This is a genomic window from Paraburkholderia aspalathi (assembly GCF_905220735.1).
In the GTDB taxonomy this organism is placed as follows: Bacteria; Pseudomonadota; Gammaproteobacteria; order Burkholderiales; family Burkholderiaceae; genus Paraburkholderia; species Paraburkholderia aspalathi.
Map to the genome: position 1 here is coordinate 62,771 of NZ_CAJNBA010000013.1, position 13,198 is coordinate 75,968.

12 protein-coding genes are annotated in these 13,198 nt (G+C 58.8%); 11 read left to right on the plus strand and 1 reads right to left on the minus strand.

Going from position 1 to position 13,198, the window contains the following annotated elements; all coding sequences use genetic code 11:
- Positions 1-60: 60 nt before the first annotated feature.
- The gene (locus tag KHO30_RS36745) at positions 61-1,749 is read right to left on the minus strand and encodes a sigma-54-dependent Fis family transcriptional regulator (RefSeq protein WP_244864234.1); all 1,689 of its coding nucleotides are present in this window, start codon (positions 1,747-1,749) and stop codon (positions 61-63) included.
- A gap of 572 nt (positions 1,750-2,321) precedes the next feature.
- On the opposite strand from KHO30_RS36745, the gene KHO30_RS36750 reads away from it, so the two are divergent.
- From KHO30_RS36750 to KHO30_RS36800, 11 genes are all read left to right on the plus strand, one after another.
- Positions 2,322-3,428: a LysR family transcriptional regulator gene (locus KHO30_RS36750; protein ID WP_211703872.1), complete on the plus strand. Its 1,107-nt coding sequence runs from the start codon at positions 2,322-2,324 to the stop codon at positions 3,426-3,428.
- Between the two features lie 51 nt (positions 3,429-3,479).
- Positions 3,480-4,931, plus strand: coding sequence for an aldehyde dehydrogenase (locus tag KHO30_RS36755; protein WP_211703873.1), 1,452 nt, complete (start codon positions 3,480-3,482; stop codon positions 4,929-4,931).
- A gap of 50 nt (positions 4,932-4,981) precedes the next feature.
- Entirely contained in the window at positions 4,982-5,974 is a 993-nt protein-coding gene (locus tag KHO30_RS36760) for a dihydrodipicolinate synthase family protein (protein WP_030101532.1), read from the plus strand.
- A 97-nt stretch (positions 5,975-6,071) separates the two neighbouring features.
- Positions 6,072-6,332 (plus strand): hypothetical protein, encoded by a 261-nt coding sequence (locus KHO30_RS36765; RefSeq protein ID WP_211703874.1) that lies wholly within the window; start codon positions 6,072-6,074, stop codon positions 6,330-6,332.
- 55 nt (positions 6,333-6,387) lie between these two features.
- Positions 6,388-7,215 (plus strand): DODA-type extradiol aromatic ring-opening family dioxygenase, encoded by an 828-nt coding sequence (locus KHO30_RS36770; protein ID WP_211703875.1) that lies wholly within the window; start codon positions 6,388-6,390, stop codon positions 7,213-7,215.
- A 31-nt stretch (positions 7,216-7,246) separates the two neighbouring features.
- Complete coding sequence (locus tag KHO30_RS36775) at positions 7,247-7,837, plus strand: 2-hydroxychromene-2-carboxylate isomerase (RefSeq protein WP_211703876.1); 591 nt, start codon at positions 7,247-7,249, stop codon at positions 7,835-7,837.
- 63 nt (positions 7,838-7,900) lie between these two features.
- Positions 7,901-9,253 carry an aromatic ring-hydroxylating dioxygenase subunit alpha gene (locus KHO30_RS36780; protein ID WP_211703877.1) on the plus strand — a complete coding sequence of 451 codons (1,353 nt, stop codon included), beginning with the start codon at positions 7,901-7,903 and terminating at the stop codon, positions 9,251-9,253.
- A 61-nt stretch (positions 9,254-9,314) separates the two neighbouring features.
- Positions 9,315-9,902: an aromatic-ring-hydroxylating dioxygenase subunit beta gene (locus KHO30_RS36785; protein WP_088176956.1), complete on the plus strand. Its 588-nt coding sequence runs from the start codon at positions 9,315-9,317 to the stop codon at positions 9,900-9,902.
- A gap of 87 nt (positions 9,903-9,989) precedes the next feature.
- Complete coding sequence (hcaB, locus tag KHO30_RS36790) at positions 9,990-10,808, plus strand: 3-(cis-5,6-dihydroxycyclohexa-1,3-dien-1-yl)propanoate dehydrogenase (RefSeq protein ID WP_211703878.1); 819 nt, start codon at positions 9,990-9,992, stop codon at positions 10,806-10,808.
- Between the two features lie 375 nt (positions 10,809-11,183).
- The gene (locus KHO30_RS36795) at positions 11,184-11,471 is read left to right on the plus strand and encodes a hypothetical protein (protein WP_156528834.1); all 288 of its coding nucleotides are present in this window, start codon (positions 11,184-11,186) and stop codon (positions 11,469-11,471) included.
- Positions 11,441-12,454, plus strand: coding sequence for a hypothetical protein (locus tag KHO30_RS36800; RefSeq protein ID WP_211703879.1), 1,014 nt, complete (start codon positions 11,441-11,443; stop codon positions 12,452-12,454). The genes KHO30_RS36795 and KHO30_RS36800 overlap by 31 nt, the downstream gene beginning before the upstream one ends.
- Positions 12,455-13,198 lie beyond the last annotated feature (744 nt).

Sequence of the window (13,198 nt, forward strand, 5' to 3'; positions counted from 1 at the left end):
CGCTCCGAACGCGTTGCGGGACGCCGGACCGGCTGCTCAGAGGGTGATGGACGGGGGCGCTCAGTGCTCCGGCGCCGCGAGAGTGGCTGCCCGGCGTTTTCGAAGTCGATAGCGTAACTGTGGGCTGGTCATGCCCAACGCACGCGCGGCGCGGGCGAAGCTGCCACCGGAAAGGTTGACCGACTCCTGCAACACCAGCGTTTCAAGTTCCTCGAACGAGAGCCCCGAGTTTAGGACGTGTTCCACCAGTGACTGAAGAGACGGATTGGCGACACTTGCCGATTCGAGCGCTCCTGTCCGGCCGATACCACTGCTGCCGGCCCGTGCGGATTCCAGCGGGGTGGAGAGGTGGACGGCTTCGATCCAGCCATCCTCGGGTGCGAGGATTATTGCGCGCTCCAGCATGTTTTCCAGCTCCCGGATGTTGCCAGGCCAGGTGTAACGCTTGAGCAGGCGTAAAGCCATATCGGAAACGCCACGCACCGGCTTGTTGTGGACCACGGAGAAGCGCTCGATTAGCGTGTCGATCAGCGGCTGCAGATCGGCGAGGCGCTCGCGCAGTGGCGGGATGTGGATCGGAAACACGCACAGGCGATAGAACAGGTCCGCACGGAAGCGGCCATCCTTGACTGCCTGGGTGAGATCGATGTTTGTGGCGGCGACCACCCGCACGTTCACCTTGCGCACGCGCTCGTCGCCAAGCCGCTCGATTTCGCCTTCCTGAAGCGCTCGCAATAGCTTGGCCTGGGCGGCGAGGGGCATCTCGCCGATCTCGTCAAGAAACAGGGTGCCACCGTCGGCGCGCTCGAACTTGCCTCGGCGTGACGCCGTAGCCCCGGTATAGGCTCCCTTCTCGACACCGAACAGGTCGGATTCAATCAGCTCATGGGGGATCGCTGCGCAGTTGACCGCAACGAAGGGTTGATCGCGCCGCCGATTGAGTTGGTGCAGTGCGCGGACAAAGCGTTCCTTGCCGACTCCCGTCTCGCCGAGCAGCAGCACCGTGACGTCGGTACCCGCCGCGCGGGCAATGAGGTCGCATGCTTGACGAAAGCCCGCCGAGCGGCCAACCAGGCCCGGGAGGATGACGCCGCCATTGCGTGCGGCTGTGGGCTTCTCGCGGCGGGTCGAGGTTTTCGGAGCCTGTTCCGGCGTGAAGTAGCTCGCATAGTCCTCCTCGTCCTCCCATTCCTCGGCAGGTTTGCCCACTAGCGTGCAATGGTCTGCACCGCAGGCGGCGCATTCGATTTCCTTCATCAACACCTGTCGACCAAGAAAGCCAGACGTATAGCCTGAGGCGTAGCCTGCCCGCATCCAGCACACCGGGTAGTCGGTCTGGCCGAACTCGCGCAGATGAGACTCCGCCTCCCACGAATTCTCGGAGCGAAACTCGCCGTAAAAGCTGCCGCTCTGCACGTCCATCTCGACCCGCAGCGGAAACACACGTTCGCCCCCTTCGAGCATGAAAAGTTGGGGCCCGGCGATGTAAGCGTCGAGATCGTCGTCGTTCCTGCGTATCCTTCGCACGATCTCGGCGTCGCGCAAACCGGCTTCATACCCCATGCGGATGATGGTCCGGCGCGCATCGTCAACACCTACTGACAAGATCAGCTCGCGGCGCAGTCCCGCCATCGTGGCGACGTGAAGCAGCAGCATCCGGCTCTCCCCCAGCCAGATTAGACCGTCCTCTGTTGAGAAGCGGACCAGTCCGCGTAAGTCGTCATTCCCCGGGTATTCGATTTTCTTCATCAGGCGGCTCCTTTCGTCGGGTGTCGCGTAAGGGGATCTCAGTACAGACGCGATGATTTGATCGCATGAGTGCTTCGACAAGCTCAAATGATCACATGCGCCGGGATGGGTTGCCAAGGGGTAGGTTGACTTAATACCTTGATTGGACGCGCTTTATTCTTAATCTGTGCGGCTGGCACGCATCTTGTGTAATGAATGTCGACAAAAGTCGAGCACCGCTTCTCCTTCCAGACAAGGGGTGCGATCGACCTGCCGACGGCGTCGTAGGCAGGTACCCCAATAGGAGACAGACGATGACATCCACATCCAGCGCAGCAAGGTCTGTGAGCCGCTTGACTTCGACACCTTGCATAGGCTCTTTCGCGTGACCGGACGCCGCTCCGACGGCCTCTTCAGCATTTGGTTCGTCCGCGCGGGACGTGGCCAGCCTCAGTCGGCATTTCGGGTAATCATCCCCCATTGCATCGACTGGTCAGCAGTCGGCGCGGCCCGGTTTTGTGTGCGGCGAAGTGATGTCAATCGATCGGTGAATCATGTCAAACCAAGTAGTACGCAATCTTCGTAGCGTCAACATGAATCTGCTCCCGGTTCTCGGGGAACTCTTGCGCTGCCCCAATGTGAGCCACGCGGCGAACCGACTTCATCTTACGCAATCGACCGTCAGCGGCTCGCTGAAGCAGTTGCGTCTACTGTTCGAGGACGATCTGCTGGTTCACCGCGGGCGGGAGATGGTGCTCACCGAGAAGGCGAAAGAACTGCGGCCCGAGGTCGAGCGTCTTCTTGAGCAGGCCAGCCGACTGTTCTGCGCCGAGACTTTCGATCCAGCAACCGCAGCTAACTGCTTTCGCATCGCTACCGCCGACTACGTGTCAGCACTCGTTACCTCACGTCTTGGTCCCGTGCTTCAAGCCAATGCGCCGGGGGTCAGCATAACCCTTACGCCCACACCCGGTACCACCGCGAAGGATCTCCGGCTCGGTGTCGTCGATCTGATCATCTGTCCCAACCGACGGGAGAATTGGGAAGCGTGCGGGATCGCCGCGCACGACCCCGAGTTCTGCCACGAGGTGTTTATTCGCGATCGTCTGGTGGCGATTCAATCGGCGAACCGGTCGTTGGCCGAACGGCCGCTGGCTTTGGCGGACTACCTCGCGCGGCCCCACGCTATGTATTGCCGGACCGACGGACAGCCGACGATCGAGCAGGAAACGCTCGCGCAGATGGGGCTCGTGCAGCGCATACAGTTCCTGGTGCCGTATTTCACGCTGCTTCCCCAATTGGTGGTCGACAGCCATCTGGTGGCGCTGATCCCGCTTTCTCTCGCCAACCACTACGCGCGTCTCTTTCCCCTCGACGTATTCGAACCGCCCGTTCCGTTCCCTTCGCTCGATCTGGTGATGATAGGCGCTTGCCACCGCGCCGATCGCGCCGACCTGTATTGGCTACGCAAGATCGTGCGCGATTCCGCATCCAGCTTCCTCGACATCGGGAACGAAGGCGGTTGCCTCGAGACGGCTTCCGCTTGCGCTCCAACGGATGTCGATGTCACGACCGCGGCTGGAACTCCGCTTCTGCCACCTCGCGCGCTCGCACGACCAGGTCATGGGGAAAACCGATACCGGGTATCGGAAGAGTCCGTTTCTCCGTCCGGCAGCGCTTTGATATCTTTTCCTCAATAACACCGGGCCATGCCGCCCGCCACGCGACGAACAAAGGAGACGCAGGACACCATGGACACCCAGCTCATCATCGACAACGCCGATATGCCAGCAACAACAGCGGCGACCTTCGAACGCCGCAGCCCGACCACCGGCGAGCTGGTGACCCGCGCGGCTGCCGCCAGCGTGGCGGATGCCATTGCCGCGGCTGACTCCGCCGCTGCCGCCTACCGGTCGTGGTCCGCCACCGGGCCGACCGAACGGCGCCGCATCCTGCTCAAGGCGGCTGACCTGCTGGAAGCCCGCACGCCGGAATTCAGCCGCGTAATGGCGCTGGAAGTCGGCGCCTCGGACTTGTGGGCAGGCGTCAACGTGATGCTTGCCGCGAACCTCTTCCGTGAGGCCGCCGCTCTGACGACGCAGATCCAGGGCGAGACCATCCCTACTGACAAAGCAGGTGTGTTGTCGATGACCGTGCGTCAGCCAGTCGGCGTGATTCTCAGTATCGCGCCCTGGAACGGACCGGTCGTACTTGCTGCGCGGGCAATCGCTTATCCGCTGGCTTGCGGAAACGCGGTTGTGTTTCGCGCTTCCGAGTTGAGCCCGAAGACCCACATGCTGATCGTCGATGTGCTGCGTGACGCGGGCCTGCCGCCGGGGGTGCTGAACGCAGTCACCAACGCGCCGCAGGATGCCCCGGAAGTGGTTGACGCCCTGATCGCTCACCCCGCGGTGCGGCGGATCAACTTTACCGGCTCCACCCGTGTCGGTCGCGTCATCGCCGAGAAGGCGGCTCGCCACCTCAAGCGCTGCCTGCTTGAACTCGGCGGCAAGGCGCCGCTGGTGGTGCTCGACGACGCGGATATCGCCGAAGCGGTGAAGGCCGCCGTGTTCGGTGCCTTTCTCTACCAGGGGCAGATCTGCATGTCGACCGAACGCATCGTGGTCGACGAGAAGATCGCTGACACATTTGTCGCCAGGTTTGCCGCGCGGGCGCGCGAGTTGCCGGTAGGCGACCCCGCTACGCGCGGTGGCTGTGTTGTGGGACCGATGATCGTCCGTGAATCCGGTGATCGCATCAACGCGATGATCGACGACGCGATGAACCAGGGTGCCAAGGTGGTGGCTGGCGGGTTTGCTGACGGCGCGGTGATGCCGGCCACGATCGTCGACCACGTTACTCCGGCCATGCGTATCTATGACGAGGAAACCTTCGGCCCGATCACCACCGTGGTGCGAGCGAAGGACGCAGATGATGCGGTGCGGATCGCCAACGACACTGCGTACGGGCTGTCGTCCGCGGTGTTCGGCCGCGACGTGACACGAGCACTGAGCGTCGCGATGCGCATCGAGGCCGGCTCCTGCCACATCAACGGCTCCACCGTGCAGAACGAAGCCCAGGCGCCCTACGGCGGGACCAAGGCGAGCGGCTACGGACGCTTCGACGGGCGCGCGGTCATCGATGAGTTTACCGAACTAAAGTGGATCACGATCGAGCCCACACCGCAGTCCTACCCCTTCTGAATCTCGCGGCCGGCAACTGTCTTGATCCAATTCGAAAAATAGGCATACTAATGAGCAAACAACGCAAACAACGTCTCGGAACCGAAGACGTCAACGGGGCATGGGTCATCATGCCCACCCCAGCTAAACCGGAAGCCTCTGACTGGCGCGCCACCGACACGGTCGATCTGGATGAGACCGCCCGCATTGTCGAGGCGCTGATCGATTCCGGCGTGAACGGCATTCTTAGCCTGGGCACTTTCGGCGAATGTGCCACGCTGACCTGGGAGGAAAAGCAGGCTTTTATTGGCGCCGTCGTCGAGACTACGCGTGGCCGCGTGCCATTTTTCTGCGGTACCACTGCGCTCAACACGCGTGAGGTGGTCCGCCAGACGCGTGCCGCGCTGGACATCGGCGTCGACGGCACGATGCTCGGCGTACCAATGTGGTCCAGGATGGAAGTGCCTGCCGCTGTGCAGTTCTACCGCGACGTCGCGGAGGCCTGCCCCGAAGCCGCGATCGCGGTCTATGCAAACGCGGATGCGTTCAAGTTTGAATTCCCGCGCGCCTTTTGGGCCCAGGTAGCCCAGATTCCGCAGGTCGTCACCGCCAAGTATCTGGGCATCGGAATGCTGGACCTAGATCTCACGCTGGCACCGGGCATTCGCTTCCTGCCGCACGAGGACGACTACTATGCGGCCGCGCGCGTGGCGCCAGAGCGCGTGACCGCGTTTTGGTCCAGTGGTGCGATGTGCGGGCCGGCCACCGCTATTCGACTGCGCGACGAGGTGGCGAAGGCCAAGCAAACCGGGGATTGGCGTCTCGCCAAGGAACTTTCAGACGCGATGCGGCGTGCCGACGCCACGCTGTTTCCGCGCGGGGATTTCGCCGAATTCTCCAAATACAACATCGCCATCGAGAAGGAGCGCATGAACGCCGCTGGCTGGCTCAGAGCGGGGCCATGCCGACCTCCCTACCACATTGCGCCAGAAGAGTATCTGGATGGTGCACGCCAGTCGGGCAGGGCATGGGCCGAATTGCATCAGCAATATTCAGATCTGTAATGTAATTAGGTAAACTAAATTTTGTGAAAATTTTGAGAACAGCACCGACTGCCGATAACCGGGGTACGGCGGCTAACTGAAAAAAATGGAGATGAGGATGAGCATCTACACCGTAGAACGCGTGCTGTGGGATCTGCATGCCCAGCCCGCTCTCGCCAGCCGCTTCCGCGCGGAGCCGGAGGGGGTGCTCGACGGGTACCCGCTGGAAGGGGACGAGCGCGGGCTGGTTACGTCGTTGGATGTGCGTGCGATGGCTGATCGCGGCGCCAGCCAGATGCTGTTGTTCGTTGCCTGGATGGCGTTGCAGGGACCCGGCACTACGCCGGAATACATGCGGCGGATGAACACTCGTCTTTAAAGACGGGGATGAATAACCGGGTGGTCCAGAGAGACCATCAACAAGGAGAGACAAGATGGCGAAAATCGTAGGGGGATTCATGATGCCCCACGATCCACTGATCCCCGCGACGCCTACTGCGCCACCCGCAGCGCAGCGCGAGATTTGCATGCACGCTTACGCAATCATTGTCGAGCGCCTGCGTGCACTACAGGTCGACACTGTAGTGGTGATCGCGGATGACCACTACACCCTGAACGGGCCGTACTGCATCCCGATGGCGATGATCGGCATCGGTGACATCGAGGGTCCTTACGAGTCGTGGCTGGGGATTCCGCGCGCCCAGATCGAAAACAACAGGCCGCTGGCACATCACATCATGCAGTACGGCCTCGAGTACGGCATCGATTGGGCGGTTTCGAAGTCGCTCGTTCTCGATCACTCGGCGACCGTACCGATCCACTACGCGGCGCGTCCGGTGAAGGGGATGCGAGCGATTCCGGTTTATCTCAACACTGGAATCGAACCGTTTATCACCAGCTGGCGCGCTCACGAGATTGGACGTGTGATCGGCGACGCGGTCGCCAACTGGCAGGGCGACGAACGGGTGGCGATTTACGGTACCGGCGGTCTCAGCCATTGGCCAGGCATGGCCGAAATGGGGGCAATCAATGAGGGGTGGGATCGCAAGATCATGAAACTGGTGGCGCAAGGCGACGTTGAGTCCCTGATCGCCCTCAGCGATGAAGAGATCTTACGCGACGGTGGCAATGGCGGAATTGAGATCAAGAACTGGATTTGCGCGATGGGGGCGCTCGGCGCGTGTCGGGGTGAAGTGATCGCGTACGAGCCGGTGGCCGAGTGGGTATGCGGCTGCGGTTATATGGAAATGAAGGTGGCTTGAGGTCCTGTTGTGTCTCGATGGAGAGTGTGTCATGACGATCGATTTTTTCTTTGATTTTCTCAGCCCGTATGCCTACCTGGCCCGCCATCGGTTGGCCGAGGTCGCGGCGCTGCACGGTTGTGCAATCGCGTATAAACCGATTGACCTGGCGCGTGCCAAGCTGGCCATCGGCAACACCGGTCCAGCAAACCGCGACATGCCAGTCAAGCTGGCATATGTCGTGGAGGATCTTAAGCGCTGGGCCGCGCGCTATCGAATTCCAATCGAATTCATCAAGAACTTCAACACAAAGCGAATGAACGTCGGCACGTTCTATGCCGAAGCAAGGGGGCAGCAGGCCGACTACGTCCGACAGGCATACCACTTGGCGTGGGGCGAAGGAGGCGCGCCGGACGACGATGCGGCGTTGCGCTCGATCGCCGTGTCAATGGGGTGGGACGCAGCCGACTTCTTGCGATTTCTCGACTCGTCGACGGCCGAGACGGCCTACAACGAATCAACTTTAGAGGCGATCTCTGCCGGCGTCTTTGGCGTTCCGACGATGGCTGTCGGTCGGGACATGTGGTGGGGTAACGACCGCATCGATTTTCTTGAAACCCATCTGGGTCGAATTGCCAGGTAGATAACGTAATTTTTTGGAAAAGCCGGATTTACTTGATGGATCATAAACATAGGAGGATGACAAATGGATACCACTCGTACAATTAACTTCATCGACGTTGAGCATGGACGTCAAAGTCATAAAATCTATCAGGACCAGACATTATTCGAGCTGGAGTGTGAGCGCATCTTCGCGCGCTGCTGGCTTTTTTTGACGCATGAATGCGCCATTCCCAATTACGGCGATTTCGTGACCACGCGCATGGGAACGGATGAGGTGATTGTGATGCGGCAGAAGGATAACTCGATTAAAGCCTTTCTCAACGTTTGCAGGCATCGCGGTGCGCGGCTATGCGCAGTCGAAGCGGGTAACGCGCGGGGCTTCGCCTGCAATTATCATGGCTGGGCGTATGGGGCAGATGGATCGCTTCTAAGTGTTCCATTTGAGAATGAAATTTATCAAAAGCGTCTGGATAAATGCAAAAACGGTCTGCATGAAATTGGCAAGGTGGAGTCCTACCATGGATTCGTTTACGGCTGCTTCGATACAGATGCGCCCAATCTAAAGGAATATCTGGGCGATTTTGCATGGTATCTCGATCTGTGGATGGAAGCCGGCGGCGGCATCGAACTCGTCGGGCCGCCTGCCCGCTGCTTTATCGAAGCCAATTGGAAAGCGCCGTCAGAGAATTTTGTCGGTGACGCCTATCATGTCGGCTGGACACATGCATCCGCGCTCAGATCTGGTCAGTCCGGGTTCGCCGGCATGGCAGGGAATAATGTGCTTCCGCCAGCAGGCGCCGGTCTGCAAGTTACCACACAGCACGGTCACGGGATCGGTGCGCTATATGACGTCTATGCGGGCGTCCACGACAACGAGTTATCCGAAGATCTGATGGCATGGGGCCTGGCCAAAGAGCAGGTTCTTAAAGACAAAATTGGCCCGATACGTGCCCGGCTTTATCGGTCACATTTGAATGGAACCATCTTCCCCAATACCAGTTTCCTCACAGGATCGGGCGTATTCAAGGTCTGGCAGCCACACGGGCCAAAAAAGACCGAGGTATTGACGTGGGCCATGGTCGAAAAAGACATGCCTCCGGACATGAAAGAGAGAATTTCAAGGTCGGTGCAAAGGACGTTTGGAATCGCCGGTTATTGGGAAACTGAAGACAATGACAACATGGAGTCCGAAACCCATATGGGGCGAGGTTTCATGGCTGGCAAGAAAATGTTGAATTCCCAAATGGGGATCAGCGGGGACCGTCAGGATCCGGATTATCCTGGTATCGTCGGTGATTCTGCTGTCGGAGAGACGTCGTATCGCGGCTACTACCGCTTTTACAACGCCCTCATCCAATCCTCAAATTGGGAAGAGGTCAATGCGCGTAGCAATGACTGGGTGAATGAACTGATCACCGCGAGGCCCGAAAAATAAGGTCCGGTCCTTAGCGGCCTTGCAAATCATCGAAATAAACAGACCCTGGAAATAAAGAGCGATGGAAACGAATCAAGCAACTATGGAAACGACTCAAGCGCCGGTGAAAGCGGATCTGGCGAATGAGTATCCGGAACGTTATGTCAGTGAGGATCTTCGCAGAGAGGTCGAACGGTTTTTGTTCCGGGAAGCCCGGCTGATGGATACCGAGCAGTTTCGCGAATGGCATCAACAGATGCTGGATCCGGACATACGTTACGTTGTAACCAGTACCCAGCTTCGTTCCAGGAGAGAACGGCGGTATGCCCAACCTGACAAGGTTTTCATTTATGACGATGACCACAGACAGCTAGGCATTCGCGTGAACCAGTATTATGACCCCCAGCATTGGCGCATCGATCCCCCCGAAAAATACTGCCACACCGTTACCAACATCGAGGCGTTCGAGAGCGACCGGGAGGACCAGATTAACGTCCGCAGCAATTGTTTGATTGTTCGTGCGCGGCGGTCCTATGAAGTGGATCAATTTTTCTACACACGAGAGGATGTGGTGCGAAGGAGTTCGGCGGGCACGTTGCGCTTGCTCAGTCGCGTAATTGACTATCCAGAGCGTTGTGTTCAAGGCCGGAATATGCTGATTTTTCTGTGAGGAGATGTTACGCGATCGGCGTGCAATGCATGCGGCACGCCGCGAATAAAATTAGTATGCCGAATTATTGTGAGAGGAGGGGAGGTCATGGGCTGGTTGAATAATACCGTCTCTATCATTACCGGCGGCGGTTCGGGACTTGGAAAAGCGTTGGTTGAGCGCTTCATCAACGAAGGGGGGCGGGTGGGCGTCCTTGAACGAAGTGGCGAGAGGGCGGGCGAGCTTGCGCGGGAGTTCGGAGACGCGGTCGAAGTTGTGGTCGGAGACGTGACCCTCTATGAGGACAACGTCCTGGTGGTGGAGAAAACTGTCGCGCGGTTTGGCCGGTTGGACAATTTCGTTGGTAACGCGGGGGTCTTTGACTTTTTCCAGACGTTGCCTCAAATGGACGCGGGCAATATTTCGCGAGCCTTTGATGAATTGTTTGCAGTTAATGTCAAGGCAGCGCTCCTCGGCGCCAAGGCTGCGTTGGCCGAACTCGTCAAGAGTCAAGGGAGCCTGATTTTCACGGTATCGAATGCCGGGTTCTATCCTGGGGGCGGTGGACCGCTCTACACGGCATCGAAACACGCATTAGTTGGGTTGATTCGAGAGCTGGCTCACGAATTGGCGCCCAAAGTACGCGTGAACGGTGTTGCGCCAGGCGGTATGCGCACCAATCTCGGCGGACTAAGTGCGACCGGCACCTCTGCGCAGACGCTGAACCAGGTTGACAGTCTGGAGGAGATGCTCGTCGAAAATACGCCACTTCGTATGGCCCCTGTTCCCGCCGATTATTGTGGGCCATATGTACTGCTTGCATCACGTGAAAACTCAGGTCCGATGACCGGCGTGGTTATCAATACGGATGGTGGATTTGGTGTGCGCGGCATCATGAAAGTGTGCGGCGGAGACGATTTGCACTGAGTGCCGTGAAAGATTCCCAGACTCAGGGGCGTTGTCTGCGCGGTGCGGATTAGCCTGCGCGAGACGGGGTTTGGGCACCACCTCGAGTAGGAAATTGCCGTCTCAGAGGACCTTATGTGACGCCATGCGCCGGTTAGCTTGGCGTGCGACAAAGGGTCAATCTATGACAGGCGCGCTGTCATCAGGAACCGGAGCGACAAGGGGGATCTGACCAGGGCGGATCCAAATCGTTACAGAGGCCCGGAAGTATTCTGGCCGACAATGCAGCATATGTCCTTCGTGCTACCCTGAAAAACAGAAGACGTAGATCTTTTACAAAATTTAGGTATACGAAAGTTTCTAGATAAAACATAAAATTCTTCGGAGACAGCAAAAGTGACTTTTTTTAAGGAATTCATGGCAGTGAGAGGTAAAGCAGCCATCGGTCTTGCGCTGTTCGCCAGCCTGGCCACGACTGCCCAGGCGCAAAGCGTTGCAGCACGGTCGGACGACGATCAATGGTGGGTGCGGGCCGGTCCAGCATGGGTAGCCTTTGACGAAAAGGCAGAACTCAAGCTTGCAGGTAATACTGTCCCCGGTGCAGAAGCGGACGTGAAGACAATGCCGCCTTTCTCGCCGAACTCGGGTATCGATTGTTTCCGAACAGTCCCGTCCGCGACCTGACCTCGATCGCCGCTGAGCGCGCGCAGGTAACTGCAGATCTGGCCACGGCCAAGACGCAGAAATGCACAGCACGCTGCACCTCGTTGTCGTTGCGCCGCGTCTCCCTGTCGTCCCGTCTGGACGCGTTGAACGTCGCGTTCGATGAAGCCCGGCGCCCCGAGCAAGCAGCCGACCGACTGAACGCCGCGCGGGATCATCAGGCCACGTTGCGCGCTGAGGCAATCAACGACCCGGTTACCGATCGCGTTGCCCAGCTGCTCGGCACGTCGACGGGCCACGTGGACCTAACTTTCGGCATCGCATTCGGAGCGATGATGGAGTTTGCTGCATGCCTCGGCTGGCTACTCGCACTTCAGGAAAACCGGGGCGGCAATCAGCATGTGGCGATGAAAAGTAACGCGGTGGTAGCGCCGCGTAACGCTCAAATTGGCGAGGGTCGTGAACAGGTGATCGTCCCGACTGATAGGGGTTTGCCGGGTCACGGCGACGTTACTGCGAGTCGTGCGGCCGTCGCGACGGGTAACAGCGACAACCGGCCGGCGCACGCGCATGACTACAAGGTAACGATGCTGGTGGCCAAGACTGTAAGCGCCGATCTCGCACCGCTTGCCGCAGAAGTAGCTGCAGGTCGCTCGGCGCGGCACGGTCGCCGAGATCCGGAAGTTCTGCCGGTGCTCATAAGCGAAAGCGATGATGCTACGCCGACAGTTGGCCGAAGCAACGCTAGAGCAACCGCACGCTCTGTGATCCCTGCGGCTCCTTCTCGGGGTCAAGAAAACAGCGCAGTTGCCGTTAAAAACGGATTGGGCAACGCGCGCATCGCGCGCGGTCCTCGCAGACCTAATCGCTCATCACACTGGAATCGAGGAATAAGAAGCGGCTTCAGAATTCGGAATTTGAAGCACGTTAGCGCAAGCCGATCGGCCTCAGACGGTCTAACTGGTCGGAGAGGATGCGAGGCGAAACGCGTCCTATTGTTATAACTGGAATTGAACTAAACCGCTGACGCGGTATGGTGGCTGGCCGACGTCCCCGTCCTGGCCGGCGCCGCGGGCATTCCTTTCCGGGTGCGACGATGACAGTGCAATTCACCGCACCTGCTCATCCCGAAAGGAGTCCTGTCATGACACGCCTACGTCAGCGCATGGTCGAGGATATGCGCGTTCGCTAATACTGAGGATTTTGTAATGTGAAGGAAACCCCGCTACGCGTTGTCGAAGCTAGTCCGAATGCTTCTTCCTTCACATTACGAGATGACGTCTCAAAGCGAATCAAGCCAATCCAATAACGAAGCGGACCGCTTCCAGCGAGGGAGTGGCCTGATCCAAGAAGGCGCATCGAACCGTTAAAGTGCGTCGCGCATCGTTTGCATGTTAGCGCGGGCATACTGATTGGTCGTATCAAGGCTCGAATGTCCAAGCCAACTGCTGATGACCGTAACTCCATTGCGTCTGCGAAATTGATGAAATCCTCGAGTGTGACGCGCGGTGAGACTTCATAAATCCATGAAACGCAAATTGACGCGCCTGCGCTCGCACCTGCAGCAGTCGGCGCAACGTCGGGTTAATGGGGTAAGGATTTACCCTGAAGCGTGGCCCCGTAGCCGGAGTAAATGTGAGTTAGACAGATAGGAAGACGTGCCCTGGCAATAATCAAAAATCTCTCTTGTGCCGCTTTGCATATGGCTGCTGTGAGAACCCTGTAGCTTTGCGGCAAAGACCGATCGA

Excerpts from the sequence above, each read along its gene's own strand:
- KHO30_RS36745 (WP_244864234.1), bottom strand. The coding sequence starts at position 1,749 with ATGAAGAAAATCGAATACCCGGGGAATGACGACTTACGCGGACTGGTC.
- KHO30_RS36750 (WP_211703872.1), top strand. The coding sequence starts at position 2,322 with ATGAATCTGCTCCCGGTTCTCGGGGAACTCTTGCGCTGCCCCAATGTG.
- KHO30_RS36755 (WP_211703873.1), top strand. The coding sequence starts at position 3,480 with ATGGACACCCAGCTCATCATCGACAACGCCGATATGCCAGCAACAACA.
- KHO30_RS36760 (WP_030101532.1), top strand. The coding sequence starts at position 4,982 with ATGAGCAAACAACGCAAACAACGTCTCGGAACCGAAGACGTCAACGGG.
- KHO30_RS36765 (WP_211703874.1), top strand. The coding sequence starts at position 6,072 with ATGAGCATCTACACCGTAGAACGCGTGCTGTGGGATCTGCATGCCCAG.
- KHO30_RS36770 (WP_211703875.1), top strand. The coding sequence starts at position 6,388 with ATGGCGAAAATCGTAGGGGGATTCATGATGCCCCACGATCCACTGATC.
- KHO30_RS36775 (WP_211703876.1), top strand. The coding sequence starts at position 7,247 with ATGACGATCGATTTTTTCTTTGATTTTCTCAGCCCGTATGCCTACCTG.
- KHO30_RS36780 (WP_211703877.1), top strand. The coding sequence starts at position 7,901 with ATGGATACCACTCGTACAATTAACTTCATCGACGTTGAGCATGGACGT.
- KHO30_RS36785 (WP_088176956.1), top strand. The coding sequence starts at position 9,315 with ATGGAAACGAATCAAGCAACTATGGAAACGACTCAAGCGCCGGTGAAA.
- hcaB (WP_211703878.1), top strand. The coding sequence starts at position 9,990 with ATGGGCTGGTTGAATAATACCGTCTCTATCATTACCGGCGGCGGTTCG.